This window comes from Nonomuraea turcica (assembly GCF_030718205.1).
In the GTDB taxonomy this organism is placed as follows: domain Bacteria; phylum Actinomycetota; class Actinomycetes; order Streptosporangiales; family Streptosporangiaceae; genus Nonomuraea.
This window is the reverse complement of record NZ_JAUZQF010000002.1, coordinates 312,672-339,313: the sequence shown is the minus strand read 5'-3', so window position 1 is coordinate 339,313 and position 26,642 is coordinate 312,672. Positions and strand designations below refer to the sequence as shown.

22 protein-coding genes are annotated in these 26,642 nt (G+C 69.2%); 4 read left to right on the top strand and 18 right to left on the bottom strand.

The features are described 5' to 3' along the window. Position 1: 1 nt before the first annotated feature. Positions 2 to 1,264 carry a Gfo/Idh/MocA family protein gene (locus Q9G87_RS07240; RefSeq protein ID WP_371825743.1) on the bottom strand — a complete coding sequence of 421 codons (1,263 nt, stop codon included), beginning with the start codon at positions 1,262 to 1,264 and terminating at the stop codon, positions 2 to 4. An 80-nt stretch (positions 1,265 to 1,344) separates the two neighbouring features. Here Q9G87_RS07240 and Q9G87_RS07235 point away from each other — a divergent pair, with 80 nt between their 5' ends. Beyond that, positions 1,345 to 2,496 carry an ROK family transcriptional regulator gene (locus Q9G87_RS07235; protein WP_305915419.1) on the top strand — a complete coding sequence of 384 codons (1,152 nt, stop codon included), beginning with the start codon at positions 1,345 to 1,347 and terminating at the stop codon, positions 2,494 to 2,496. Between the two features lie 47 nt (positions 2,497 to 2,543). Here Q9G87_RS07235 and Q9G87_RS07230 read toward each other — a convergent pair whose 3' ends face one another. The 3 genes from Q9G87_RS07230 to Q9G87_RS07220 form a co-directional block, all read right to left on the bottom strand. After that, a complete protein-coding gene (locus tag Q9G87_RS07230; RefSeq protein ID WP_305915418.1) occupies positions 2,544 to 5,468 on the bottom strand; it encodes a glycoside hydrolase domain-containing protein in 2,925 nt (974 codons plus the stop codon). Positions 5,469 to 5,618: 150 nt separating this feature from the next. Further along, positions 5,619 to 6,437, bottom strand: coding sequence for an ABC transporter permease (locus Q9G87_RS07225; protein ID WP_305915417.1), 819 nt, complete (start codon positions 6,435 to 6,437; stop codon positions 5,619 to 5,621). A gap of 20 nt (positions 6,438 to 6,457) precedes the next feature. Further along, positions 6,458 to 7,483, bottom strand: a complete 1,026-nt coding sequence (locus tag Q9G87_RS07220; RefSeq protein WP_305915416.1) for an ABC transporter substrate-binding protein — start codon at positions 7,481 to 7,483, stop codon at positions 6,458 to 6,460. A 251-nt stretch (positions 7,484 to 7,734) separates the two neighbouring features. Between Q9G87_RS07220 and Q9G87_RS07215 the strand changes: the two genes are divergently transcribed. Beyond that, complete coding sequence (locus Q9G87_RS07215) at positions 7,735 to 8,520, top strand: ABC transporter ATP-binding protein (RefSeq protein ID WP_371825742.1); 786 nt, start codon at positions 7,735 to 7,737, stop codon at positions 8,518 to 8,520. 2 nt (positions 8,521 to 8,522) lie between these two features. Beyond that, positions 8,523 to 9,494: an LLM class F420-dependent oxidoreductase gene (locus Q9G87_RS07210; RefSeq protein WP_305915728.1), complete on the top strand. Its 972-nt coding sequence runs from the start codon at positions 8,523 to 8,525 to the stop codon at positions 9,492 to 9,494. A 5-nt stretch (positions 9,495 to 9,499) separates the two neighbouring features. Here Q9G87_RS07210 and Q9G87_RS07205 read toward each other — a convergent pair whose 3' ends face one another. The 7 genes from Q9G87_RS07205 to Q9G87_RS07175 all read right to left on the bottom strand — a co-directional run bounded on the left by Q9G87_RS07205 (position 9,500) and on the right by Q9G87_RS07175 (position 18,447). Further along, positions 9,500 to 10,657, bottom strand: a complete 1,158-nt coding sequence (locus tag Q9G87_RS07205) for an alkaline phosphatase PhoX (RefSeq protein WP_305915414.1) — start codon at positions 10,655 to 10,657, stop codon at positions 9,500 to 9,502. 184 nt (positions 10,658 to 10,841) lie between these two features. Next, complete coding sequence (locus Q9G87_RS07200; protein ID WP_305915413.1) at positions 10,842 to 11,498, bottom strand: YqjF family protein; 657 nt, start codon at positions 11,496 to 11,498, stop codon at positions 10,842 to 10,844. A gap of 62 nt (positions 11,499 to 11,560) precedes the next feature. Further along, positions 11,561 to 11,854 carry a Fe-S cluster assembly protein HesB gene (locus Q9G87_RS07195; protein WP_305915412.1) on the bottom strand — a complete coding sequence of 98 codons (294 nt, stop codon included), beginning with the start codon at positions 11,852 to 11,854 and terminating at the stop codon, positions 11,561 to 11,563. Between the two features lie 156 nt (positions 11,855 to 12,010). Next, positions 12,011 to 13,723 carry an RICIN domain-containing protein gene (locus tag Q9G87_RS07190; protein ID WP_305915411.1) on the bottom strand — a complete coding sequence of 571 codons (1,713 nt, stop codon included), beginning with the start codon at positions 13,721 to 13,723 and terminating at the stop codon, positions 12,011 to 12,013. Positions 13,724 to 14,039: 316 nt separating this feature from the next. Beyond that, positions 14,040 to 15,755, bottom strand: a complete 1,716-nt coding sequence (locus tag Q9G87_RS07185) for an ABC transporter ATP-binding protein (protein WP_305915410.1) — start codon at positions 15,753 to 15,755, stop codon at positions 14,040 to 14,042. Next, positions 15,752 to 17,542: an ABC transporter ATP-binding protein gene (locus Q9G87_RS07180; protein WP_305915409.1), complete on the bottom strand. Its 1,791-nt coding sequence runs from the start codon at positions 17,540 to 17,542 to the stop codon at positions 15,752 to 15,754. The genes Q9G87_RS07185 and Q9G87_RS07180 overlap by 4 nt, the downstream gene beginning before the upstream one ends. A gap of 8 nt (positions 17,543 to 17,550) precedes the next feature. Then, a complete protein-coding gene (locus Q9G87_RS07175) occupies positions 17,551 to 18,447 on the bottom strand; it encodes an alpha/beta hydrolase (protein ID WP_305915408.1) in 897 nt (298 codons plus the stop codon). 96 nt (positions 18,448 to 18,543) lie between these two features. Between Q9G87_RS07175 and Q9G87_RS07170 the strand changes: the two genes are divergently transcribed. After that, positions 18,544 to 19,578 (top strand): PucR family transcriptional regulator, encoded by a 1,035-nt coding sequence (locus tag Q9G87_RS07170; protein ID WP_305915407.1) that lies wholly within the window; start codon positions 18,544 to 18,546, stop codon positions 19,576 to 19,578. 291 nt (positions 19,579 to 19,869) lie between these two features. Here the strand turns inward: Q9G87_RS07170 and Q9G87_RS07165 are convergent, their stop codons facing one another. From Q9G87_RS07165 to Q9G87_RS07135, 7 genes are read right to left on the bottom strand one after another with little or no spacing between them, the layout of a single operon-like run. Continuing rightward, positions 19,870 to 21,198, bottom strand: coding sequence for a nucleotide pyrophosphatase/phosphodiesterase family protein (locus tag Q9G87_RS07165; RefSeq protein ID WP_305915406.1), 1,329 nt, complete (start codon positions 21,196 to 21,198; stop codon positions 19,870 to 19,872). Next, a complete protein-coding gene (gene eboE / locus Q9G87_RS07160) occupies positions 21,198 to 22,295 on the bottom strand; it encodes a metabolite traffic protein EboE (protein ID WP_305915405.1) in 1,098 nt (365 codons plus the stop codon). Before eboE ends, Q9G87_RS07165 begins: the two co-directional genes overlap by 1 nt. Next, positions 22,295 to 23,137 (bottom strand): TatD family hydrolase, encoded by an 843-nt coding sequence (locus Q9G87_RS07155; protein WP_305915404.1) that lies wholly within the window; start codon positions 23,135 to 23,137, stop codon positions 22,295 to 22,297. Before Q9G87_RS07155 ends, eboE begins: the two co-directional genes overlap by 1 nt. A gap of 2 nt (positions 23,138 to 23,139) precedes the next feature. Continuing rightward, positions 23,140 to 23,622: an EboA domain-containing protein gene (locus tag Q9G87_RS07150; RefSeq protein WP_305915403.1), complete on the bottom strand. Its 483-nt coding sequence runs from the start codon at positions 23,620 to 23,622 to the stop codon at positions 23,140 to 23,142. After that, on the bottom strand, positions 23,573 to 24,430 hold the full coding sequence (locus Q9G87_RS07145) for a sugar phosphate isomerase/epimerase family protein (protein WP_305915402.1): 858 nt from the start codon (positions 24,428 to 24,430) through the stop codon (positions 23,573 to 23,575). The genes Q9G87_RS07150 and Q9G87_RS07145 overlap by 50 nt, the downstream gene beginning before the upstream one ends. Then, entirely contained in the window at positions 24,427 to 25,443 is a 1,017-nt protein-coding gene (locus tag Q9G87_RS07140; RefSeq protein ID WP_305915401.1) for an SCO3242 family prenyltransferase, read from the bottom strand. The genes Q9G87_RS07145 and Q9G87_RS07140 overlap by 4 nt, the downstream gene beginning before the upstream one ends. Beyond that, on the bottom strand, positions 25,440 to 26,549 hold the full coding sequence (locus tag Q9G87_RS07135; protein ID WP_305915400.1) for an inositol-3-phosphate synthase: 1,110 nt from the start codon (positions 26,547 to 26,549) through the stop codon (positions 25,440 to 25,442). The genes Q9G87_RS07140 and Q9G87_RS07135 overlap by 4 nt, the downstream gene beginning before the upstream one ends. Positions 26,550 to 26,642 lie beyond the last annotated feature (93 nt).

The window sequence follows — 26,642 nt, the reverse complement described above, 5'->3', positions numbered from 1 at the left end:
TTTACGCATGGTGGGGGGCCTTTCCTATCGAGACGACGGTTCGGGTGTGCCTGGCTTGTTCCGCGGCCCAGACCACCCGGTGCGTGGCGAGGCTGGCTTGTGCATCGGTCGAGACCAAGCCCGGATTGTTGTCGCGGACGGCGGCGACGAACGCCTCCAGCAGCGCTCCGTCACCTCCTCCGTGCCCGGAGGCGGCCGAGGCGTCCGCTCCGGCGAGGGCGTCGATCACCGACACCTCATCGGTAAGGAAGTCGTGGACGCGGAGCGTCTCGCCGTCGCACTCGATGGAGCCGTGCGTGCCGAAGATCCTCGTCTTCCTGTGCTCGAGCGCGCCGAACGCGGTCATGGTACAGGTGGCGCTCGTGCCGTCGGCGAACTCCATGATCACGACCTGGCTGTCGACCACGTCGTTGTCGCAGGCGTAGACGCATCTGCCGTACGGGCCTTCACGCAGCGCCGTGAGCACGCCCTCCTCGGTGAAATCGCGGGTGATCGCGCCGAGCGGCCAGATGTGCCGGTCCGGATCGGCGAGGCACTCCATGTACAACTGCCTGGCCGAGTAGGGGCAGGTGGGTTCGATCGAGCAGTCCAGGCACCGGTCGGCAGCCCCTGCCGGCCTGCTCTCCTTGGTGAAGTGGACGAGCTTGCCGAAGGAGGAGACCCGCTCGGGCATCTCACCCTTGATGTGCACGATCCAATCGAGGTCATGGCAGGCCTTCGCGAGTAGCATCGGGGCCGACTCGGCCTCGTTTCGCCAGTTCCCCCGCACGAAGGAGTGTGCCTGGTGCCACCAGCCGACCTGCTCCAGGTGCTGGATGTTCATGATCTGGCCGATCCTGCCCTCGTCCAGGAGCTCCTTGAGCCTCCTGGTGTAGGGCGCGTAGCGCAGCACATGGCAGACCGCCAGGATCACGCCGTTGCGGTCGGCGGCCTCGGCGATGGCCGCGGCGTCCTCCTCCGTCGGCGCCATCGGCTTCTCCAGCAGGATGTGGTAACCCAGCTCGGCCGCTCGTACGGCGGGCTGGAGGTGCAGGCGGTCCTGCGTGGCCACGATCACCGCGTCGGCCAGCCGCTCGCCGGCCAGCAGGTCCCGCCAGTCGGCGAAGGCGCGCTCGACGGGGATGCCGTGCTCGGCCGCGAAGTCGGACCGCCTGTCCTGGTCAGGCTCGGCCACGGCAACGACCTCGGCGAGCCCGCCTTCGCGGGCCAGCCTGGCGTAACCGCTGCCTCGCAGGCCCGCCCCAATCACGGCAAGAGTGACCATCAACATCCCCCTACGCGTAGTACATTACTAATGAAGGATGTTTTTATTTCTCTCTGCCAGCATCTGTCAAGGGGGCCAGCGTGACAATCCGTGGTGGCGACACCTCGCGGCTTCGCCGGATCAATCTCGTGACGACGCTCCGCACGGTGCGCTCACAGGGGCCGCTCGGGCTGACCGACCTCGCCAAGCGGGCCGCCCTCTCCAGACCGACCGTCGAGGGCCTGGTCGAGGAGCTGCTGGCGGCGGGCTGGCTCAGGGAGCTGCCACCGGAGAGCGGCCAGATGGGGCGGCCGGCCAGGTTGTTCGCCTTCCACGCGACGGGCGGCCACGTGCTCGGGATCGACATCGGCTCCTACACGCTCAGGGCCAGCGTCGCCGATCTGGAGGGCACGGTCGTGGCCGCGCACGACGAGCAGATCGCCTCCACCGCCGGCCGCGCCGAGCGCCTGGAGGGACTCAGGACAGCGATCGCGGCCGCGCTGGAGGCCGGCGGGCTGACCGCCGACGGCATCGCCGCTGTTTGCGTGGGCACCACCGGCGTGGTGACCCCTGAGGGCGTGGTGAAGCTGTCGGTCGGCCTGCCCGAGTGGACCGGCGTCGATCTGGCGGGCGAGCTGCGCGCCGACTTCGACTGCCCCGTGCTGGTGGAGAACGACTGCAACCTCGCCGCGCTCGCCGAGCGTTGGCGCGGCCAGGCAGGCAGCGTCGACGACTTGGTGTTCGTGCTGGCCGGCGTGCGCACCGGTGCGGGCATCCTGGTCAACGGCAAGCTGCACAAAGGCGCCAGGGGCGGCGCGGGCGAGATCGGCGCGCTGCCGCTGCTCGGCTGGCACCGCGCGCCCGTCCATCTCACCGGCTTCCAGGGCCTGCCGCCCGGCACGCCGGCACGGGACGCCGCCGCCCAGGTCTTCGCCGCGGCTAGATCCGGCGAGCCCGCCGCGCAGTGGGCGGTCGAGCAATACGCGCGCGACCTGGCGGAAGGCATCGCCGCCCTGGTGCTGACCGTGGATCCCGAACTGGTGGTGCTCGGTGGTGGCGTCTCGCGCTCGGGCGACGTCCTGCTTGGGCCGGTGCGGCGGCATCTGGACCCGTTCTGCCTCGAACCTCCCGCGGTGGCGATCTCCGATCTGGGGGAGCAGGCTGTGGTCCTGGGTGCGATACGGCGCGCGCTCGATCGCGTCGACGCCCGCCTCTACGACTTCGACGCTCCGCTCCCGAAGCCGTCCTCTTGACGATGAGGGCCCGTCGCCTGACCCGGGCGACGGGCCCTCATCGGCGGCTACCTGGTCTGGGTGCTGGTCACCGAACGCAACGCCGGCAGGTTGTAGAGCTCCAGCTCATAGACGGCATACATGCTCCAGCGGGTGTAGTTCGCATCGTTGATCTTCAACCGCAGCTTCCTGACGCCTTGCAGGTCGGGAAGATCGGCGACCGAATACTCCATGACTCCGTCGTCATCGTCGTGCGTCCACCGGAACGCGACGCCCCGCGCGGCGGTCGTCCAGTCGCTGCCGTTGGCCGAGACCTCGACGTCGACGTCGGTCAGGCCCTGCGGAATGCCACCACGGGTCGCGACCACGAGCGTGTTGAACGCCTTCGGCTCGTCCCAGTCCAGCACGATCTCGTGCGGGAACGGGTTCGCGTCGGTGTAGCCCTGCTTGGCGGCGAACATCGTGCCGTAGTCGCCGTCGGCCATCTTCTGCGGGCCGTATTGCACGCCGCCATCGCCATCTCGGGCCGCCGACGCCGACACCGCCGAAGAGCTGCGGGCGATGTTGGCCTCCGCCGTGTTCACCGCGCCCTTCACGAGCGTGAGCTCATAGGCCTTCGAGGTCTTGCCATCGCTTGCCAACGTGCGGATCTCGACCTTGTTCTTGCCGTTCGCCACGTTGACGTCGACGGTCGCCCCGTTGGCGACGGCGCTGCCATCGACGGTGATCGTGCCGCCGGCGTCGGTCAGCGTCGGGGTCAGGGCGACGGTGCTCGCCCCCTGGTTGACGAGCAGCGCATAGTCACCGCGATGCCCCTCGAAGGTGAATTCCGCGACGTTGGTGAGCTTCAGGTCCTTCAACGTCGCGTCGAAGTGCTGCTGCCCAGGCGCGAGATGCACGCGGAATCCGTCGAACCGCACCTCTTTGTTCTCGAGGTTGGTGATCTCGATCCGGTGCTTGCCCGGTGTCAGCCCGGTCTTTCGATAGGCGGTGACGCGGTCGTAGGGGACCGCCTCGTAGAGATCGATCACCGTCGCCGGCCCACCGTCGACCGACACGGACGCCTTTCCGGTCGTCGTGTTCTTCTCGAAGAACGCGTCGATACCGGTGCCCTCGAACTCGTAGGTCGCCTTGTCGCCGGCCGTCTTGCTGAGGTGGACGCTGCCGAGGTAGGCGGACTGCCGCTGCCGCGGCGCCCAGCCGGCTGAGTAGCCGATGCTGCCATCGGTGCTGTCGAGCAGGAAGGTGTCCGGGACGTCCTGCCCCTCATAGGGGCTTGTCGGCTGGGGAATCGCGCCGGCAATCTCGCCGGCGGCCGCCCGCACGAGGTAGCTGTGCAGAGTGTCGAGATAGGCCGGGTCGAGCGTGTAGCGCCGCGGGTCCTCCGGGCTGATCGCGCTGTCGACGATCTGCTGCGCCACGACCGGGTTGCGCTTGCGCAGGATGTTGAGGAGCTCGTAGTCCTCGAGACCATCGCGATGTGCCTCGAGCCGCAGGCTGCTCTTCACCGTCATGTTCGCCCTGTCGGGATAGACGATGTAGGAGTCGCCCTTCCAGGGGCCCACGTACCACGCGTTCCACGCCCAGTGCAGATGACCCTGCACGCCCTCGCGCTCGAGGTCCCAGAACAGCATGCGGCCGGTCATCGTCGGCTGCGTCCAGAACCGGTTGAGCCACGGGGGAGTGTTGACCTCACACGTGTAGACCCACAGGTCCTGACCCGCGGCCTGCTGTGCCTTGTAGCCGGCCTTCTTGTGCTCGAATGCCGGGGTCAGCGGAACCCAGGTGTCGACATAGGGCTTGGTCCTGTCGTCGAGCAGGATGCCGTCGGGGTCGGCGTCCATGGTGCGGAAATCGGCGCCGATATCGGCATTGATCTGCTGAATCTTGCGCGCGACGTAGGTCCAGAGGTTGCGCTGGTCGGCGGTGATGGGCTCGTCGCGAATGTGCTGATACCACGTCAGACCGTTCGTCCAGCCCTTGCTCTTCAGGTGCTCGTGCAGCGCGGTCAGGTAGTTCGTCAGGAAGGCGTCGGTGACCGGCAGACTGTCCGGCAGCTTGGTGTTCCAGCTGTCGCTGGGCTTTTCGTTGTCCGGCATCTTGTTCAGCGCGTGAATGAGATGCTGGTTCGCGAAGTTGGTGATCCCGTGCCGCTTGAACGCCTCGACGTAGCGGTCGAAGTTCGTCCAGTCGATCTCGTCCGGGATTCCCTTGACGAATTCCGACAGCTCCGTGCCGGTGGACTGCAGGAACAGGTCCGTGCGGAGCCAGACCATGTTGGTGCGATATTCGGCGAGCTTGCGTGCGAACTCGTCCATGAGGTCGAACCACGCGTCGCTGTAGGTGTCGACGCCGTAGTAATACTTGCCGACGTCGTAGGCCTGGGCGGTCGCGGCACCGTTCCAGCTGAAGCCGTCCCAGGTGAAACCGTTCGTCATCGTCCAGTGGTAGTTGGTGAACGGTGACTTGTCGATCGTGGGGATCTCGACGTTGTGCACGCTGAGCTGGATCGGGACCGAGTAGTCCCCCCGGCTCGTCTCGACCGTCGCCGTGCCGCGATAGGTGCCGGGCGCCGTGCCGCGTGGCACGAAGCCGGTCACGAAGACGGGCTGAGTCTGGCCGGCCTCGACCCAGGTCGCCTGGTCGTTGGACAGCGGGTCCGGCATGGGCGACTCGGGATAGAGCAGGTTGCCCTCACGGTCGGGGAAGAACGGGTTCGCCGCGACTTTGCCGTCGTCCTTGTAGGTAACGAAGCGGTAGCTCAGGTTGGCCCTCGCGATCCGCTGCTTGCCGCCTGCGGTCAGGTCGCCGAAGCGGACGCGCTCGACGCGCAGCCGTTCTTTCGCGCGCACGGCGATCTGCGCGCTCTCGTATTCACCGCGGGCGGCCACGAGGTTGATGGAGGTGTTCCGGCTCTGGGGGACCGTCGTCGTGCGATAGACGGTCTTTTGCGGACTCTCGACCCATAGCTGCGCAGCGTTCGGACCGGCCATGGCCGCCGGCGTGAAGGGTGCGAAGGGTGCGAGCAGCAGAGTAACGCAGAGTAAGGGGATGGCTCGGTATCGCATGGCCACTTATCATGGATTCTTGTTTAAGTCTGGTCAAGGGTGTGCCGCCTGGCGGTTCACATGGAGGGCAGGGCGTCAGCGCTCCGACGTGGTCTCCCGCACCCAGGGCAACGCCAGGCGCTCGACCAGCACAAGGGCGGAGTAGAGCGCGACGCTCATCGCGGCCAGCAGGGTGATCGCCGCCCAGGCGGTGGCGCTGTCGGCGATGCCGCTGTACTGGACGATCTGGTAGCCGAGGCCGCCCTCGCCGGCCTGGAACTCGCCGATCACAGCGCCGATCGCGGCCAGCGGCATGGCGACCTTCAGCCCGACGAAGATGTGCGGCAGCGCGGCCGGAAACCGTACTTTGCGGAAGGTCTGCCAGCGGGAGGCGTCCAGGGATCGGGCCAGCTCGGCGAGTTCGGCGGGCGTCGAGGTCAGGCCGGTCGCGGTGGAGAGCACGATCGGGAAGAAGGAGAGGAGGAAGACCATGGTCAGGATCGGCCGCTGCCCCCAGCCGAGCGAGACGACCAGCAGCGGCCCGAGCGCGATCTTCGGCACCGCGTTGATCGCCACCAGCAGGGGCGAGAACATCCGCTCGGCCGCCCGCGAGGCGGCCAGGAGCAGCCCGATCAGCACGCCGGCGACCACGGAGATGAGGAAGCCGGCCACCGTCTCCAGCGTCGTCATGGCCAGCCCGCTGATCAGCTCCGCCGACTTCACCTGGAAAGCGGTCAGGACCTCGGAGGGTGGTGGCAGCACCGCCGGATGGACGAGGGGGAACGCCGAGGTGACCAGCCACCAGCCGCCGATCGCGACCGCGAGCCCGAGAGCGGGCCACCCCACCGCCGTGACCGCCGCGCTCCCGTGGGGAACGACACGTCTCGCGAGTGGGGTGTCGCCCGCCTCGGCCATGTCACGTGCTCCTCGTCCGGTCAGGGCTTCGGCGTCAGGTCTGCGCTGATGAGCTGGTCGGGGGTCAGCCCGGCCGGCATGGCGTCGGCGTCCTGGAGAAGCTTGATACTGCCGGCGACCCGGTTCGTATCGATCGTGCCGACCACGTTGGCGGCGCCGTCCGGCCGGACGAAGGCACTCATCAGGGTGAGTTCGGCGGCGGCGGGAGCGGGCGCCGAGGCCGGTACGTTCTTCTGCAGGATTTGTCCGGCCTCGTCCGGGTTGTCGATGCTGTGGACGAGCCCCTTCATCAAGGCCCCGATGAAACGCTTGGCCAGGTCCGGCTGCTCCTGGGCAATCTTGGTCGTAGTGATCAACACATTGCCGTAGAGATCACTCATCACCTCGCTGTAGGGAAGCACGACCGCCTGCTTGCCCTTGGCCACCGACTCCACCGTCGGCTCGCCCACGACGAACTGGCCGATGCCCGCCACGGTGCCGCTGGCCAGCAGGCCGATGAGGTTCGCGGGTGCGCCGTTGACCCAGGTGACCTTCGTCGCGTCGACGCCGGCCAGCTTGGCGTAGGTGGGGAAGAGGTTGCGCACCACCGATCCCGGGCTGTCGGCCAGTGTCTTGCCCTCCAGGTCCTTCGGCTTGGCGATCCCGTTGCCTTGGAGGCTGATGAGCGCGGCCATGGTGCGCTGCTGGATTCCGGCCACCACGACGACGCTCTTGGCGCCGCCGTTGCCGCGCGCCAGCAGGAGGCCGGTGAGATCGACCGGGGTGAACATCGCCGCTCCGGCCTCGATCTTCGCAATGTTGTCGCCCGTACCGCCTCCGGGCTTGATGTCCACGTCAAGGCCGGCCTCGCGGAAGAACCCCTTGTCCTTCGCTACCCAGGCGTACGCGTCCCGCCCGAAGTTGCCGAACGAGGTCAGATAAGTCACCTTTTCTAGTGGTTTATTGCTAGAAGGCGATGTCTGCTGTTGACTGTCGGGATTGCTGCAAGCAATGAGGAATGTGCAGGTCAAGGTGAGTGTGGCGACAGTACGGGTGAGCCTGCTCATGCACCGCTTCCTTTCATCCGACGCCGATCGGCCTGCGAAGGGACGTTCGGGGCTGGAGCCGGGAGACCATGGGTGAGGTGATGTCGCTTGGCAGCTGTCGCGGACAGCGTACGAGATGCCTGAGCCTCAGATGGAAATCGCGGTGAATAATACAACAAATGGCATCTAAGCCATAAGACTTCCATTTCCTGTCAATCCGTATACTCTGGTTCGACTGGATTAAAACCGCAGTCAGATGGAGAGCTGCGCGCATGATTGAGCTGGCTGGGGTTTCCCGCAGTTTCAGTGGACGATCCGGGATCGTGGAGGCGCTGCGCGGCATCGACCTGACCGTGGCCGAGGGCGAGTTCGTCGCTCTGGTCGGCCGATCGGGATGCGGTAAATCTACACTTCTGAGGCTTGTCGCCGGTTTATTGCCGCCGACCGAAGGCGAGATCACGGTCGCTGGCGTGGAGGTTACCAAGGCGCGGCGCGACATCGCGATGCTCTTCCAGCGGCCGGCGCTGCTGCCCTGGCGGTCGGTCATCGACAACGTGCTGCTCCCGGTGGAGATCTTCGGCTGGCGCCGGGCGGCGCATCGTGAGCGCGCCCTGCGACTTCTGGAGATGGCCGGGCTGGCCGGCTTCGAGAAGCGCCTGCCGCACGAGCTGTCCGGCGGCATGCAGCAGCGGGTCGCCCTCTGCCGGTCGCTGGTCGGCAACCCCCGGGTGATGCTGATGGACGAGCCCTTCTCCGCGCTCGACGCGATCACCCGTGAGGAACTGTCGGTGGAGTTGCAGCGCGTGCACATGGAGAACGCGCTGACCATCGTCTTCGTCACCCACTCCATCGATGAGGCGGTGCTCCTGGCCGACCGGGTGGTGGTTCTCACCCCGCGTCCGGGACGAATCCGGGAGGTGGTCGACATCCGCATCCCGCGCCCCCGGACCCTGGGCCGCAACGCCCATTTCGAAGAGGTCGCACGATGCAGCGCCGATCTGCACGAGCTGCTGGTGGGGTGGGGCACGTCCGCGGTGGCCCGGGAGAGGGGACAGTGAGCATGCGCGTGTGCGTCTTCACCGAGCCGCATCGCGGCGCCACCTACGACGATCAGCTGCGGATGGCGCGGCTGGCCGAGGACGGCGGCTTCGAGGGCTTCCTGCGCGCCGACCACTACCGGTCCATGGAGCTCGAGGGCGGCCTGCCCGGCCCCACGGACGCCTGGGTGACTCTGGCCGGCCTGGCCAGGGAGACCTCCCGGATCCGGCTGGGCACGCTGGTCTCCTCGGCGACCTTCCGGCTGCCCGGGCCCCTCGCGATGATCGTCGCGCAGGTGGACCAGATGAGCGGCGGCCGGGTGGAGTTCGGCATCGGCACGGGCTGGTACGAGCGGGAGCACATCGCCTACGGCATCCCGTTCCCCCCGGTCGGTGAGCGCTTCGACCGGCTGGAGGAGCAGCTCGCCATCATCACGGGGCTGTGGGCCACGCCGCCCGGCGGCCGGTTCAGCCACCACGGCAAGAACTACCGGCTCAGCGACGCCCCTGCCCTGCCCAGGCCGGCGCAGCGGCCCTGGCCGCCGATCATAATCGGCGGCCGTGGACCGAAGCGCACCCCGCGGCTCGCCGCCCGCTACGCGGACGAGTTCAACCTGCCGTTCAGGAACGTGCCGGAGACCGCAGAGGCGTTCGAGCGCGTCGTCGAGGCGCAGGAGCGGATCGGCCGGCCTCGCGACGGCCGTGCTCCGCTGGTGCTCTCCGCCGGGATCGTCGTCGCGATCGGGCGCACCGACGCGGAGGCCCGGCGCCGGGCGGCCCCGTTGCACGTGCCGAGCGCGCTGCCGCCGGAGGATCCGGTGATCGGCTCACCCTCCCAGCTCGTCGACCGGATCGGCGAGTTCGCCGCGATCGGCGCCACCCGCGTGCATCTGCGCCTGCTCGACTTCGCTGATCTCGATCACCTGGATTTGATCGCAGCGGAGGTGCTGCCGCAACTCGACAGCGGGCGTGACGCTGCCCGAACGTACGGCTGATCGGCTCAAGTGCGGAACGGGCCGGTCACGCAGTAGGTGATTCCGCCGGACGACGATCCCGAGGTGCCGCGCTGGGAGGAGAAGTAGAGCCGGTTGCCGGCGGGGTTGAAGGCCGGCCCGGTGATCTCCGACGAGCTCTGGCCGTTGATCCGCAGGAACGGGGAGATCGTGTCATCGGGAGTGATCAGGCAGATCTCCATGTTGCCGCCGTCCTCGGCCACATAAAGGTCGCCGAAGGAGGAGCCGGTGACGTTGTCGACGCCGGTGAGCGGCGGCGTCCCCGGGCTGACGAGGCTGTCGTCGTAGGCAAGTTCGTAGGTGTTGCTGGTCAGGTTGACCTGCCACACCCGGTTGTCGCCCTTTGTGGTGAACCAGACCGTGTCGTTGGCGTAGTGGCAGCCCTCGCCGCCGTTGAAGGACTTCGAACGCGACACCTGGCTGCGCGTGGCCGTCGGCGAGCCGTCGGGGTCGGGGACATCCGCCCAGGTGAAGGAGCCTGAGGTGGCGGAGCCCGCCATCAGGACCTGCAGGGTGCCCGATGACAGGTCGCCCCAGGTCGTGGGGACGAAGCGGTAGAAACGTCCGTTGGTTTCGTCTTCGGTCAGGTAGATCACTCGTCGGACCGGGTCGGCGGCGGCCGCCTCGTGCTTGAAGCGGCCCATGGCCGGGCGTCGCACGGCGGCGCCGCCGAAGGGGTAGGTCTCGTAGACGAAGCCCCGGCTGACCTCCTCGCACGACAACCACGTGTTCCAGGGGGTCTTGCCGCCCGCGCAGTTCGTCCGGGTGCCGGACAGGATCCGGTAGGCCGAGGTGACGGCACCGGCGGCGTCGAAGCGGATGGCCGAGGCGCCGCCGCCCGGGTTGATCTCGGAGTTGGACACGTAGATCCAGCCGCTGCCGTCGGCGAAGCACGCGCCTCCGTCTGGGGCGTTGTGCCAGGTGTACGACGTGCCGGCGACGGCCCGGCCGGAGCGGGCGATGACTTGGCTGGTGAAGCCGGCGGGCAGGCGAATGCCGTTGGCATCCGCGGTTTCCAAGGGGCCGTAAGGGCCGGGGGCGTTCTGAGCCGGCGCGGCGAGAGCCGCTCCCTGCCAGAGACTGCCGGAGAAGGCGATCGTGCTCGCACCGAGGACCGAGGCGCGCAGGAAATGACGACGTTCCATCACCAAACCTCCCTGAGGCGGGTGGAGCCTCGCCGACGGTAAGTCGGGCACATGGACGGCGTCATGTCAGGAAAGTTAACAGCAACGGTGAGCTGCACCACATTCCCGTACGGCCCGCGCGTGTCGCAGCGGCCTGGAGGTGCCCAACGGCCTTACGGCGACCCGCTCACCCGCCCGCACTCGGTCACCAGGTCCACATGCCCACCCGTGCCGGCACTCCTGGAGAGGCGTGCAGGAGTGGAGCCCCTTCTGGGGCGGGCAGTCCCGCGACCTGCACCAGATCTTCCTTCAGGCTGATCAGGCGAGCCTGGCACAACGGCCACGCAGGGTGCTCCACCTGCGCGGCTGCCAGCCGGCCGGCCACGAGGGTGAACAGCAGGAATCTGGCGGTCAGGAAGTGCGCGAGCTCGTCGCGTTCGCTCTCCGCCAGCGGCGCGCCCGCCTCCACCTCCACGTCGCATCGCGCGCCGGACGGTCCCGGCCAGCGTCGCCGGCAGCGGTATACGGTACGACCGTCCTTGGCGTCCACCGACATGTCCGACCAGAAGTACGGCAGCCAATAGCCACTACGACCGGCAAGGGCGGCCGGCAGGAGTCCGGCGTCCAAGGACAGGAACCAGATCCCGGAGCGGCCACGAGCGTCGCGTACGTACGTCCGCAGGTTGGTCTCCGGGAATCGGGACAGCCACGGCAACGCGGGGACGCCGGGGACCCGTACCCCTTGCATGAGAAAGGGTGTGAGCCCCACCCACGCCGCCCGGTCGAAGATCTCGACCGTGAGGCCGTCCGGCAACAGGGCCTGCACCCGTGCGGGCGGATAGCGCCAGTGGATGAAGGTCATCTCTGACCATTGGTGATACATCACCGGCCAGGTGACGTGGGGTGACGGTGGCGCTCGCACGGTCACGTCGTTTGGTCGATGATCCGGAAGGTCGGCTGGTGCTCCTGCGTCATCTCCGCGTCGAGGGTCTTGTCGTCCAGGAATGAGGCCGCGGTCGGTTCGAGATATACCCGGACGCCCTCGGATTCGAGTATTTGATCGTCGGGGTGTGGTCCGCCCGAGATCGACAGTTCGAGAGACCTGCCGGGCCCGTCGACGGACAACGATGCGATGCGCAGGCCGGTTTCTGGCGGCGTTTCCGGTTGTGATGTCAGATCGCGGATTGCTGCGACCGCGTCCGCGGTCAGCGTGAGCACGGTGACTCCTCGGTCGGCGAAGCTGTCAGTGGTCGTGGAGAGGTTGCCCTGTCGCTTGCCCTGAACCCCTTGCCCGCGCCAAGAAGCCATAACCCCAAATGTGGTCAAATACCTCCGCCGCGGCGGGTTGCCGCGGCGGTCAGGCGGTTGAGTCCGTCAGGGGGTTACCGGGGTGCCGCCGAAGGTCACGACGAGGCGGCCGTCGGAGGCGAAGGACCAGCCCAGGGTGCCGGTGTAGGAGGAGCACCGGGACCCGTTCGAGCCGGACCAGAACTGGTTCGTGCTGTCGGCGTCACCAACGATCTTGTCGTTGGTTCCGCTGCTGCTGCGACACGAGGTGTTGGTGCGGAACACCGAGGTGCCGGCCTCGAACGTGAAGTTGCGCTCGGTGTTGTCGATGCTGACGTTGTTCGCTATCGACATGGTGCCGGGGTTGCGGTTGTAGGTGAACCCGTGCTTGCCGTTGCGGTAGGCGATGGTGCGCCGGACGACGTGGTTGACGCCGATATCCTCGCCACCGAGCTTGAAGCCGTTGCGGTCGCCGTTGCCGGCCTGGCTGCCGTCGCTGAGGGTGCCGTTGTTGTAGGCCAGGGAGTCCTCGATGGTCACCGCGCCGATGGCTCCCGTGTCCGTCTTGGTGTAGAGGTCCCAGCCGTCGTCGATGTTGTTGCGGGCCACCGCGTAGCGGAAGACGTTCCCGGAGCCGACGGTGAGCTTGGCGGCGAAGCCGTCGGCGTCCTCGCCGTCGGAGTCGGCGTTGTCGTGCGACAACGCGCTCAGGACGAGGTTGTTGGACGGCCACTGATCACGGGGGGTGTCGGAGACGGTCCGCGACAGCTGCAGGCCCGTGTCGCGGTTGAACCGTGTCACCGTGCGCTCGAAGATGTTGTTGCTGCCTCCGACGAAGATGCCGTTGTCACCGGCACGCTCGACGGTGATGCCGTAGACGTGCCAGAACGACCCGTTCACGGCAAGCCCGCGGTTGGCCGGGTCCTCGCTCTGGGCGGAGAAGTTCAGCACCGGAGTCTCACCCGGGTAGGCGGACAGTTTCTTGCGGGCGCTGGAGGTGCCGTTGTTGCCCGGCGCGATGGTGACCGTCTGCGAGAAGGCGTACGTCCCGCCGCGCAGGTAGATCGTCCCGCCGGGAGCGATGCGGGTGATCGCCGAGGTGAGCGTCGTCGGGTTCGCCTGCGTCCCTGCTGCGCTGTCGGTGCCGTTGGGGGCCACATACAGCGTGCCGGCGGACGGGGTCGGCGTGCCGCCGCCGGTGGGGGTGACGGTCGGGGTCGGGGTCGGGGTGGGGGTGGGTGTGGGGCTGGTGGTCGGGCCACCGCCGCTGCCCGCGGGCCGCAGTGTCCACTGCTTGGTGATCGCCGAGTCGCAGGAGTTCTGTTGTAACAGGGCGCCGGCGGCGGTGGAGTTGTCCTTGACGTTGAGGCACTTGCCGCCGTTGGTGTTGACCACGCGGTAGTGGGATCCGGAGACGGTGAGCTGCCAGGTCTGTGAGGCGGCGCCCGTGCACGTTTCCTGCTGTACGGCCTTGCCGGCGCTGGTGGAGGCGTCGCGGACGCCGAGGCACTTGCCGCTGTGCTCGGCCTTGATCTGATAGTTGGCGCCGGAGGCGGTGATCGTGAAGATCTGTCCGGCGGTCTCGGCGCAGGAGCTCTGCACGAGTTGCACGCCGTCGCCGGTGCTGGGTCCGGGTACGGCGGCGCACAGGGCGCTACCGGCGTTGACCAGCATGTAGTTGCCGTTGGATGGGGCTGCCGAGGCCGGTGCGTTGAGCACGGTCAGCAGGCCACCCGTGGTGACGAGCCCGGCGGTCAGCACGACCGTCAGCCTTCTGCCGAGATGTTCTCTTCTGCGCACGTCCAGCTCCATTCGTATGAGTGCTGTGGAGGTGTCGGTTCAGGGCATGGCAAAGCAGAGCCCGCTTCTGCAGTTCTTCAGCTCGCCAGGCCCAGCCCGCAGGGGGTGGCTATGTGGATGTGCTGTCACGCGTGTCGTTCTCTGCGCGTTGCGCTCAACAACCGGTTGCAGACACAGTGGCGTTACATGAACGAAACGTCAATACATCTAGGTAAAACTGCAAACGACGCGACCCATTTTGCCTGGTCGCGTCGTTAATCCTGCAACAACCGATTGCAAAAAACCGGCCTGGCGCTTGTCAGGCCGGGTTAGTACGTCATTCACTCGCCGCCGGTGTCAGGGACATGGTCCAGAAATCGGCGTAGCGGCCGTCGCGGCGCAGCAGCTCGTCGTGGCTGCCTTCCTCCACGATCCGGCCGTCGTCCAGGAAGACGATGCGATCGGCGCGTTGAACGGTCCGCACCCGATGCGCGACCATCACCACCGTCCGGCCCGCCATCAGGCGCTCGATGCCCTCGTGGACGGCCGCCTCGTTCACCGGGTCGAGCGCGGAGGTCACCTCGTCCAGCAGCACGATGGGCGCGTTCTTCAGCAGCGCTCGCGCGATCGAGACACGCTGGCGCTCACCACCCGACAGCAGTGCGCCGCCCTCGCCGACCTTGCTCGCCCATCCGCCGGGCAGCCGTTCGATCACCTCGTCCAGTCTCGCTGCGGTCGCTGCCGCCCGCACCTCGGCCTCGTCGGCATCGGGACGGCCGAGCCGTACGTTCTCCTCGATCGTGCCGTCGAACAGGTAGACGTCCTGGAAGACGATGGCGAACTGCGCCATCAACACCTCGATGTCGATGGCCCGCACGTCCACACCGCCCACGCGTACCGCGCCCGCGTCCACGTCGTAGAACCGCGCGAGCAACTGCAGCAGTGTGCTCTTGCCGGCGCCCGAGGGTCCGACGACGGCGAGCCGCCGTCCCTCGGGCACGGACAACGACACGTCGTCGATCACGGTGCGGTCGCCGTGCTGGAAGGTGACGGACTCGAACTCCAGGTGGTGGCGTTCGGGCTGGATCGGCTCGCGGGGTTCCGGCAGCGGCTCGGTGCGCAAGACCGTGTCGAGTCTGGCCAGCTCGGCGCGGGCGCTGCGGAGTTGGCCGCCGATATCCGTCAGCGACAGCAGCGGGTCGGCGCAGCGGGCGGCCAGCACCAAGATGGTCAACACTTCTGCCGCACCGATGGTCCCGCCGAGCGCGAGGTAGGCGCCCAGGACCAGCACCACGGTGAACATCACCTGCACCGTGAGGGTCAGGCCCACGACGCCGGGCAGCGCCTTCAGCACGCTACGCCGGGAGGCACGCCGGAGACCCCGCAGCGAGTCGTCGAGGACCTTGAAGCGTTCGACGGTCCGGCCGCCGGCTCGCAGCACCGGCTGGGCCTGGAGGTACTCGATGACACGCCCGGTGGCCTCCTTGTCGCGTTCGTGGCGCTCGGCATCAGTGGCGGCCGTCGAGCGTCCCGTCCAGATCTGGACGGCCGCCACGATCGGTGCGGCGGCCAACGCGGCCAGGCCCAGCTGCCAGTTGAAGGCGAGCATCACGGCCACGATCGTCAGGGGTGTCACAGAGGCGGAGATCAACGGTGTCAGCAGATGCGCGATCACGCTCATCGCCCGCAGGAGGCCGCGGCTGGCCAGGACGGACACCTCCCCGACCCGGCCGGTGTCGTACCAGCCGAGGGGCAGCCGGGCCAGGTGATCGCCGAGCCGGTGGTACATGCCACGCAACATCGTGGTCCCGACGCGGAAACCGGACAGATCGCTGAGGTAGCGCAGCACCGCGTAGGCCGCGATCGCCGCCCCGAACGCGATCAGCCACGGCACGGCGTCGGCGGGCGTGCTGCCCAGCAGTGCCCGCAGCACCGGAACCAGCAGCGCGTAGGACAAGCCCTCGGCTATCGCGGTCGTCGTCATCAGGGCCACGGTGCGGCGCACCGGCTGGGCGTAGTGGTGTCCCAGCACGCGTAGCAGCATGCGAATCATCGGGGCTCATCTCCTCGGGATCGCCAGAACGCGGCGAACGTTCCGTTCTGTGCCAGCAGCTCGGCGGGCCTGCCGCGCTCGACGATCGACCCGTTCTCCAGAACCACGACGGTGTCGGCGTCGGCGACCGTCTCCAGCCGATGGGCGATGACCAGGATCGTCCGATCGCCCTTCAGCGTCGCCAGGGCCCGGCGCACCGCCTGTTCGGTCTGCGGGTCGGCGAAGGAGGTCGCCTCATCGAGCACCAGAACGGGCGCGTCGGCGAGCAGGGCGCGGGCGAGCGAGATCCGCTGGGCCTCGCCACCCGACAGTCCGGCCTCTTCACCGATCACCGTGTCGTATCCGCGCGGCAGCTCGAGAATCCGATCATGAATGCCCGCCAGGCGGGCGGCGCGCACCACGTCATCGCGGTCGGCCTGCGGCACCGCCAGCGCGATGTTGTCCGCGACCGAGGCGCGCAGCAGGCGTACGTCCTGGAAGACGAAGGAGACCATCCGGTAGAGCTCCCGGCTGCCGATCTCGCGCAGATCGACGCCGCCCAGGACGACCGAGCCGTGGGTCGGGTCGAAGAACCGAGGCAGCAGCTGGACCAGGGTGGACTTGCCGCTTCCCGACGGCCCGACGAGCGCGGTGACCGTGCCCGGCTCGAGCACCAGGTCGATCCCGCGCAGAACCTCGTGATCGTCTTCATAACCGAATCGGACGCCACACAGTTCCACCCGATGCCCTTGTGGGGCGAGCGGGTGCGCGGGCTCCGGTAGCGACGGGATTGCGAGCACGTCCCGGATCCGGCCGAGCGCGCGCCGGGCGGCCTGCAGGTCGTCGAAGCCGTGGCCCAGAGCCGCCACCGGCGCGGTCAGGCCCAGTCCGAGCAGCAGGAAGGGCAGCAGGTCGACCGAGGCCAGGCCACCGTTCGCGATCAGAGCCGCACCGCCGATCAGCACGACCAGCAGCACGAACGGTGGCGACAGCGCCAGCTGCATCCCAGCGGCGAACCCGGACAGACCGCGCGCCCAGCGGAGAAAGGTGTCGGCGAAATCGTCCGCGGCCGTACGGAATTTGCGGTGGGCGCGTTCGGATCCCCCGAACGCCTTGACCACCGAGATGCCTTGCACGAACTCGACCACGGAACTGGCGATGCGTCCCATGGCCGCATCGAACTCCTCCTGCTCGCGCAGCCGGGCCGGGGCCATCATCAGCGGGACCAGCGCTATGGCCAGCGTCACCGGGATCAGCGTGATCAACGTCAGCCGCCAGTCGATGGTGAACAAGTAGATCAGCGACACCAGCGGCACCACGAACGCGGAGACGAGCTCGCCGGGGGTGTGGGCGATGAACGGGTGCACCGCACTCACATCCTCTCCCACCACCTTGGCCAGCTCGCCGGTCCGGCGCCGGGAGAACCAGCCGATCGGCACCCGCCCCAGCCGCGCGGCCAGCTGCCGGCGAAACGCCAGTTGCACCTGGCCGTCGACCATGTGCCCGATCCCGGACGAGGCGGCGGTGACCAGCAGGCGGACGAACAAGCCTGCCGCGCCCGCGACCACCACGATCCAGACGTGACCATGATCGATCGGGCCGGGCGACAACAGAGCGCGACCTAATTCGACGACCGCCAGCAGCGGCGCCAGACCCGCCACAGCACCGATCACCTGCAGGATCACCACGGCGGCGAAACTCCACAGATGCGGGCGCAGCAGACCTGCCATGCTCGGTCCCGCCGCCGCATCGGCATCCGGTGGTGGTGCGGGCTGCTCCCTTGCCTGGGCAAGCTCGGTGACGGTCATCGCTCTCCTCACTCGGCCAGGGCACGGCGCAGGGCGGCGCCGAGTTCGGCGATCTGCCGCTGCGACACCTCGGCGGACAGGATCGCCTGTGACCCGTGGAAGGTGCCGGGCCACTGGTGCAGCTCGACCGACACGCCTGCCTGCAGCAGGCGCAGCGCGTAGGCGATCTCTTCGTCGCGGTTCGGACAGAACTCCGCGGTGGCGATGTAGGCAGGGGGCAGACCGGACAGATCGCCGGCCCGAGCTGGGGCGGCGTACGGCGAGGCGGGCGCGGAACCCAGGTAGTGCCGCCACGATGCGGTGACTTTGTCGCGATTCATCCAGGGCGTATCGGTGAAGTGCCGCCGCGACCACGTCTCCTGCCGGTCGTCGAGCGCGGGCTGATTGAGCAGCTGGAAGCAGATGGGCGGTCCCTGCGCATCGCGTGCCCGCAACGCCACCGCGGCCGCGAGGTTCGCGCCGGCGCTGTGACCTCCGACCGCGATGCGGGCGGGGTCGATGCCGAGCTCGGCGGCATGCTCGGCCGTCCAGGTCAGCACGGCGTAGACGTCGTCCAGGGCGGCCGGGAACGGATGCTCGGGGGCCAGACGGTAGCCCACCGAGATCACCACCGCGCCGGAGCCGTCCGCGACCCGGGTGGCCCACGGGTGCTCGGTGTCCAGGTCACCCATGACAAATCCGCCGCCGTGCAGCCAGATGATGGCGCCCTGCGCGCCCTGCGGGCGATAAATCCGCACCGCGACCTCCGGATCGGCGGGCACCGTGCGCTCCTCGATCTCCATGTCCGCGGTGTCCGGCACCGGCGCCGCGGCGGCCAGCGCGGCGAAGTTCTTGCGCTCGGTGACCGGATCGGTCAGGTCGGCCTTGGGGAACAACGGGATGAATGCTTCCAGTTCGGGATCCATGTCAGCCATCCTCACAGTGGCCACCCTCCGAGATCAGCCGCCATCCGTCGGGCATCCCGCCTGGATCATGCACCGATCGTCGCCTACCCTCCTGTCATGGAGGTACTGGCCGAACGGCTGTCGCAACTGGATTCGCAAGCCGGAGGGGCGATCCGGGTGGTCATGTTCTACGACACGCTGATGCGCCGGCGGGTGGACCTCCCGGCGCTCGCCCGGGCCTCGGCGGGCCTGGCCGAGTGCGTGGCCGGGATTCGGCTCCACGGCACGGGCCGGACGATCCGCATGTCACCCGACGGCAGGCAGGTGTCCGCCCCGCCGCCACCCGCGTCCACCACGGTGCCGATCACCCTCGACGGCGAGGAGATCGGCACGGTGTGGCTGGAACGTCCCGGCACGCCAGGTTCCCTCGACGAACTGCTGCTGGACCGGCTCGCCATCGCCGCCACGGCGGTCGTCGACAAGTACGGCCCGGCCCGCACCACCATGGCCGACCCCGCCCTCGTCGAACTCGTGATCAGCTCCGACAGCGACGAGGCGGCCAAAGCCCGGGCGTTACGGCTCCTGGGCTTTGCCGCCGACCTGCCGGTCCGGGTCGTCGCCGTACGGTCGCAGGTTCCGCTCGACCAGGTCGGCGGCCTGGTCTGCCCGGCCAGGCCGGTGAAGGCGGCACCGCTCGCCGACGTGGGCGTCATCCTGGCCACCACCCTGGACCCGGCCCGGTTTCCCACGGGCGTCCGCGCGGGCATCGGCGCCGCCGACAGCCCCGACCGGTCCTGGCGGGAAGCCCGCACCGCCCTCCGCTTCGCCACCCCACGCCAGCCGGTCGTTCACTACGACGACCTGGGCGCGCTGGCCCTGCTGGCCGAGATACCCCAGGACGCTTCGCGCGACAACACCGACGTGGCCGCGGTCGCGCGACTGGCCGGCAACCCGGAAGACCTGGAGACCCTGGACGCCTACTGCGCCACCGGCTCCCTACGGCAGGCGGCCGACCGGCTCCACCTGCACCACAGCAGCGTCGCCCGCCGACTCGAACAGCTCGGCAAGACCCTGGGCATCGAGCTCACCGAGCCCACCGGACTGATACGGGTCAGGCTCGCCCTTACCGCATGGCGGCTGCTCGACGACTGAGGAAGGTCCGGCTTCGCCGGGTTCGCTCCTTCCGACGACCCTAGGGCGCCTGCTCGCCGACCCGCCCGCGCAGGCCGGGGTCATGTTGTTGAGTGCGGCACGTGGACGCACTTCTTCCCGCCCTGCGAGCGTCCTCTCTTCCTGGACCTGCTCGAGGAGAGCCCGGCACAGCAGCCGGCCGAACCGGAGCCTGGGTGGCCGAGCAGGCTGCCGGGACGGCTGAGCCGCAGCCCTGGCGCTCGAGCACGCAGCTATGCGTTGAGTGTGGCCGGCGGCTGAGGCGCCGGCCGTTCAGGCGTCGTTCAGCAGGCCGATGAGGAGGTCCTTCACGGCGGTGGACTCGTAGGCGTCGCGGTCGAAGGGGCCGAGAAGGATCGGGCCATCGGCCGGGGAGTCGGGGAGGCGGCCGTGGCTGCCACGGACGGGGGACGGGTCGAGAGGGATCACCGACATCGTGTAGCGGAAGCCAAGGAGCTTCCTGGCCAGCGCCATTCCCGCACGCACCTTGACGAAGGGGTCGGAGGGGTCCATGAAGAGTTCGGCGGGGTCATAGCCGGGCTTGCGGTGGATGTCCACCAGGCGGGCGAAGTCGGGGGCGCGGTCGTCGGAGAGCCAGTAGTAATACGTGAACCAGGCGTCCGGCTCCGCCACCGCGACCAGCTCGCCGGCCCGCTTGTGGTCCAGACCGTACTTCGCCTGGCCGGTCCGGTCGAGGAGCTCGTCGACGCCGGGAAGCTCGGCGATGACCGCCCGGGTTCGCTCCAGGTCGGCCGGGTCGCGGACGTAGACGTGGGCGAGCTGGTGGTCGGCCACGGCGAAGGCGCGCGACGCCCACGGGTCGAGGTATTCCATGCCGGCCTGGGTGTAGACCTCCAGGAGCCCGGCTGACCGCAGGGCCCGGTTGATGTTCACCGGCCTGGCGGCCGGGGTGATGCCGTACTCGGAGACGATCACGATGGTCGCGTCCTCGGCGAGCAGCGGGGTCAGGGCGGCGTCCACCTGCTGGGCGGCCGCCACCGCCTCCGGGCCCGCGGGGCCGTAGCGCTGCAGGTCGTAGTCGAGGTGGGGGACGTAGACCATGAGCAGGTCGGGGCGTTCCGCGTGCAGGATGTGGCGCGCGGCGCCGACGATCCAGCGGGTGGAGGCGATCCCGGCCGTCGGACCCCAGTAGTTGAACAGGGGGAAGGTGCCGAGCTCGGCCTCCAAGGCGTCGTGGAGGGACGGCGGGCGGGTGTAGCAGTCGGGGGACTTGCGGCCGTCGGCGTGGTAGATCGGGCGCGGCGTGATGAGGATGTCGCTGGCCGCGCCCATGGCGTACCACCAGCAGACGTTGGCCGTGCGCGCGCCCGGCACCGCGCTCCATAACTGCTCCCCTTGGATCAGCGCGTTGTGCTGGCGCCACAGGAAGATCTCGCCGAGGTCCCTGAAGTACCAGCCGTTGCCCACGATGCCGTGCTCGCGCGGCATCGTGCCCGTCAGCAGCGTGGCCTGCATGGAGCAGGTCACCGCGGGCAGGACCGGGCGCAGCGAGGCGGCGTTGCCGACCTTGGCGACGTTGGGCATGTGGGCCAGCAGGGCCGGGGTCAGTCCGACCACGTTGATCACGACGAGGGGCGCCATCACAGCTCCTTCAGGCCGAGCTCGGCCAGCCGGCCGCGCGTCCAGTCGAGTTCGGCCGCGATGCCCTCGGCCGCGTCGGACGGGCCTCCCGGCATGACCGTCCAGGTGTACGTCTCGACCTCGACGTGCCGCGTGAGCGCGGTGTCTCCCCCGAGGAGGGTACGCAGCAGCCCGCGCAGGTAGGGAGCCGTGGTCGTCAACGGCGGCGGGAGCTCGGCGTGCAGCGGCATGTGGAAGTGGACGCGCCACGTCTCGCCCGGGGGCAGCGCCCCGCCCATCGCCTCGCCCAGGTCGTCGGTGAAGCCCGAGGCCGAGCGGGTCTGGTGGAGGAAACGATGCTCGTCGTAGGCGGCGAGCGCGCTCTGCGTGTACGGCGCAGCCTCCAACGCGCAGGAGGCCTGCAGCTTGACGATCGGGAGGGTGAGGTCGGGAGGGTCTTCGAAGCCGACCGCCGCGTGGCAGGCATCCAGGCAGAGGCCGAGCAGGTCCAGGTGCGGCAGGAGGGCGGTGGCCTGCGGGGTGGTCTCCACGATGCAGCCCGGCTCCGGTTCGAAGCCGACCCGGATGGTCTTGCCGGAGCGCGAGGAGAGCGCGTGCAGCTCATCACTCAGGGTCGCGATATTTCGGGAAACGGCCTCCGCCTTGGTGCGGGTCCAGTCCGTACGCCACGCCAGCGGGAGGGTCGAGATCGTGCCCTCCGCGACGTCGGCCGGCAGCAGCTGGGCAAGGATCTCCGCCAGGTCGAGCGTGTACCGCAACCGTGACGGCGACGCCCAGTCGGGCTCGTACACCCGATATTTCACGACCTCCTGCTGGAAGCCCCGGTAGGGGAAACCGTTGAGCGTCACGACCTCGAGACCGAGCCGCTCGAGGGCGGCGCGCAGCCGTACCAGCTCGGAGGGGTCGGCGAGCAGCGCCGACGCGACGTCGCGCGACAGCCACAACCCCAGCCCGAGGCGGTCCACGCCGAGCAGCGAGCGGACTCGGGAGCACGCGCCGGCGAGCTGGTCGTGAATGCCGGGCAGGGTCTCTGCGGGGTGGACGTTGGTGCAGTAGGCGAGGTGGACGGTCGAGCCGTCCGGGTGGCGGAAGCGCATCAGCCGCCCCGCTTGATCGTGTTGCCGGCGTAGTCGGCGGCGTCGGTGACCGCGTCGGAGAGCTTGCCGCTCTGGCCGTAGAAGGCGACCGGGTTGCGCCACAGCACCTGGTCCACGTCGTCGTCGGTGAACCCGGCCCCGAGCATCCGCGTGGCGACCTCGCGGGTCTTGAGCGGGTCGCTCTTGCCCCAGTCGGCAGCGGAGTTCACCAACACGCGGTCGGTGCCGTACGTGCGGAGGATCGCCACCATCCGATCGGGATCCATCTTCGTATCCGGATATATCGAGAAACCCATCCAGCAACCGGACTCGGCGACCATGCCGACGGTCATCTCGTTGAGATGATCGACGACGACCAGCTCGGGGGCCAGGCCGGCCGCGCGGACGACGTCGAGGGAGCGGCGGGTGCCCGCGGCCTTGTCACGGTGCGGGGTGTGCACCAGCACCGGCAGCTCCGCCTCGACCGCGAGCTGCAGTTGCGCCTCGAAGGCTTTGTCCTCCGCCGGGGTCATCGAGTCGTAGCCGACCTCGCCGACCGCGACGACCGAGTCCTTCAGCAGGTAGCGGGGGAGCTCGGTGAGCACCTCGGCGCAGCGCGGGTCGTTGGCCTCCTTCGGGTTGAGCGCCAGGGCGCAGTGGTGGCGGATGCCGTACTGCGCCGACCGGTACGGCTCCCAGCCGAGCAGCCCGTCGAAGTAGTCGAGGAAGCTGCCCACGTTCGTCCGCGGCTGCCCCAGCCAGAAGGCGGGCTCGACCAGCGCCCGCACGCCGGCGTCGCGCATCCGCTCATAGTCGTCGGTGGTGCGTGAGGTCATGTGGATGTGGGGGTCGAAGATTCGCATCGTCAGAGCCTTTCGAGCACGTCCTGGGGCACCTGTCGTCCGGCCGCCTGCCGTTCGGCCGCGTAGTCGCCGAGCATCCTGGCGAGCTCGGCGTCATAGCGCTGGTCGAGCTCGGATATCGAGGCCAGCGGGATCGACATGAACACGCACTTGAGCACGGCCTGCCGGAAGGCGTGATCATCCAGCCACCGCGAAGAGGCGAGCGCCGCCTCCACCAGCCGCGCGTCGCTGGTCCGCAACGCGTCCTCCACCAGCGGCAACGCGTCGAAGCCGAGCTCCAGCCCGGGCAACGCGCGCAGGATCGCGAGCCGTTCGCCCGCATCCCCGCGCCGATACAGCTCCGCGACTGTGCGCGCGTCCGCACTGGCCAGCAGCCGCGCCCGTGCCTGCGCGCCGCCTCGCCGTTCGGCCTGCGGGAAGAGCCGGTATATCGCCTCAGGGTCCTGTTCGATGTCCTGTACGGCTTGCGCCGTCCAGTCGCTCATGTGTCCTCCGGAGAAACTCGATCGATCGGCGGGCCACGTCCGGCGCGGCGTGGCCGTGCCGGGCGAGCTCGACCGCGACCAGCCCGTCGTAGCCGCCGAGCGCGTCCAGCGCCGCGGGGAAGTCGACCGTGCCCGTCCCGAACTCCAGGTGCTCGTGGACGCCTCGGCGCATGTCCTCGATCTGGACGTGCACGAGGTACGGCAGCGCCCGCCGCACGCACTCCGCCACCGTCATGGGCTCCAGGCAGTGGCAGTGGCCGATGTCCAGGGTGAGCCCGAACCTGGGGTGCCCGTCCAGCAGACCGCGCAGCCTTTCGTAGGCGTCGAGGGTGTCGATGAACATGCCGGGCTCCGGTTCGAACGCGAGCATGACGCCCTGCCGGTCGGCCGCGTCGAGCAGCGTCGCGCACCCGCGGACGAGCCGCTCCCACGCCTCGTCCACCGAGACGTCCGGCAGGGCGCCGCTCCACAGATGAACGATCGGCGCCCCGAGGTCCACCGCCACGCTCATGGCGCGGGTCAGGAAGTCGATCCTGCGCTCGGCGCTGTCGCTGAGCAGCGTGGGGTGGTGCTTCCGCCACGGGTCCAGCGTGTAGCGGCCACCCGTTTCGACGACGGCTTCCAGGCCGAGACTCGCCAGCAGTTTGCCCGTCGCGGCCACCTCCGCGGCCAGGCCCGGAGCGTAGGGGTCGAGATGGCCGTGGTCCAGCGTGATCGCCGCGCCCCGGTAGCCGAGGCCGGCCAGGACCTCGAGCGCCTCCGGGAGGCGGTGGTCGCCGAACCCGTTCGTACAGTAGGCCCACTTCATGAGGTGGCCATCCGCGCCGACAACCACCGGCCCACGGGGTGCGCGGCCAGCAGCGCTCCCGCCTGCTTCCTGCGGCCCCGGCTCGCCACCGCGGTGGCCTGCAGGGGGAGGAGGGCGAGGATGCCGAGCCGTACGGCCTGCCTGACCAGATCCGGTCCGGGCGCCGCACGCAGCCGGGCTACGGCGGTGGCGGTGAGCGCCGCGTAGCCCGCGAGCAGCGCGACCGCCGTCACCCGGTCCGCGGCCGTCGCGTGCTCCCCGGACAACGCGACCGCCGTCACCCGGTCCGCGGCCGTCGCGTGCTCCCCGGACAACGCGACTGTCGGCACTCGGTTCGGGACTTCGCCCATCCACGGTCCCATCGCCTTGGTGCGCAGCGCGGGGAGGCAGGCGGCCGCGGCGAGACCGGTGGCGGCAGCGGTCGTGGCGAGCGCCCCTCTCACGGTGGCGGGGGTCGCCCCCTTCACCTCGGCGCGTCCCAGAATGCTGATCCCGTAGGTGTGCGCGCCCACAGCCAGCGCCACGGGCAGCGCGCTCGCCCAGCCTCTTGCACCCGTTCCGGCAGCACCGCTCCGGCCGGCCGCGCCGAGGAGCACGTCCAGTGCACGGCAGGTGGCCATCGCGGCCGGACCGGCGGCCGTGTGCTTGAGTCTCAGGTCGTAGGCCCAGACGGCGCCGGCGAGCAGGCCTGCCGTTGCCAGCGCGCGACGGCCGCCGCTCAGCGCGGCCACGGCCAGGCCCGCACCGGTCAGCCCGGCGGCCATCGCCAGCGCCCGGCCTTCGGCCACGCGTCCGGACGGGATGGGGCGCTCGGGGCGGTCGAGTGCGTCGGCCTCGCGGTCCGCCCAGTCGTTGAGCGCCATGCCGGACCAGTACAGCAGGGTCGAGGCCACCCCCAATCCGGGAGCCCACCGAACCCCGGCGGCCGCCGCACCCGCCATGGTGTCGCCAGGCACCGACACGGCGGCGGGTGCTCTGACGAGCTCCAGCAGTGCCCGCGCGCCGTCGTTCACGCCAGGTCCCGGGCGAAGGCGCGCAAACGTTCATACTGGGCGGGTAACCGGTGTTCGTCGCTGCCCAAGGGGTCCTTGAAGAAGTAGGCCAGGTCCGGCAGGAGGCCGGTGCGCCCCTTCTCTTGCGCGCGGGCGACCAGCCGAGCCAGGTCCAGCACGAGCGGTGCCGCCAGCGCGGAGTCGCAGCCCTGCCAGGTGAACTGCAAGGCCATCCGCACCCCGAGGAACCCCTCGAAAGAGACGTGGTCCCACGCCGTCTTCCACTCGCCGAAGTCGGGGACGAAGTCGATGTGGGTTTGGCCGTCGACCTCCTGGCCCAGGACGCCCGCCACGGCCCGGCCCTTGGAGATCTCCTTGCTGGACCTGGCGGCCGGGTCGGCGAGCGTGGCGCCGTCGCCGCCGCCCAGCAGGTTGAGACCCGACCAGGACCGCACCCGCAGCGCCCGCCCGGCGAACATCGGCGCGAGCGCGCTCTTGACGAGGGTCTCGCCGGTTTTGCCGTCACGGCCGGCGTACGGTACGCCCCGCGCGACGGCCAGCTCGGCGAGGGCCGGGAGGGCCGGTCCGGTGGACGGGGTGAATTCGACATAGCCGCAACCGGCGCTGAAAGCCGCGTACGCGTAGCGCGAGCTGGGCGGCAACAGGTCGAGATCCAGCGACTCCAGGCTCCCGAAGCCGGGGTGCCAGGCGACGGGCGGCTCCGTCGAGGAGACGTTGACGACCACGACCCGGTCCAGGCCGTGCCGCTCGCGGAACCCCGCCAGATCCTCGATCAGCCGGTCGATCGGAGCGTTGCCCGGCCTGATCTCCGCGTCCGTCTCGTCGAGATCGCGCGCCAGCAGGGTGGGGAAGGAGGCGGGAAGCACACCGGCCTCGCTGAGCCGTTCGGCGCGCTTGCGTAACGAGGTCTCGACGATGTCATGGCCGCCGAACACGAGGTCACCGATCGCGGGCAGGCCGGTCGCGTCGCCTGGAGAGAAGTCCGTCGTCTCGGTGACGCACCCTTGCGCGGTCGCCAGACCTGCCTTGATGGCGGCGGCCCCGGTGACGACCGTGGTCGCCACCGAACCGCGGGCGCCGATGAGCCATACCCCGACCCCAGCCACAGGACCTCCATCATTCGCCGATGATCACATATAAGTCCTGAAATTTAGGGATGTAAAGGGTCAATTTTGTCGATCAAGGCGCAGACATACGCC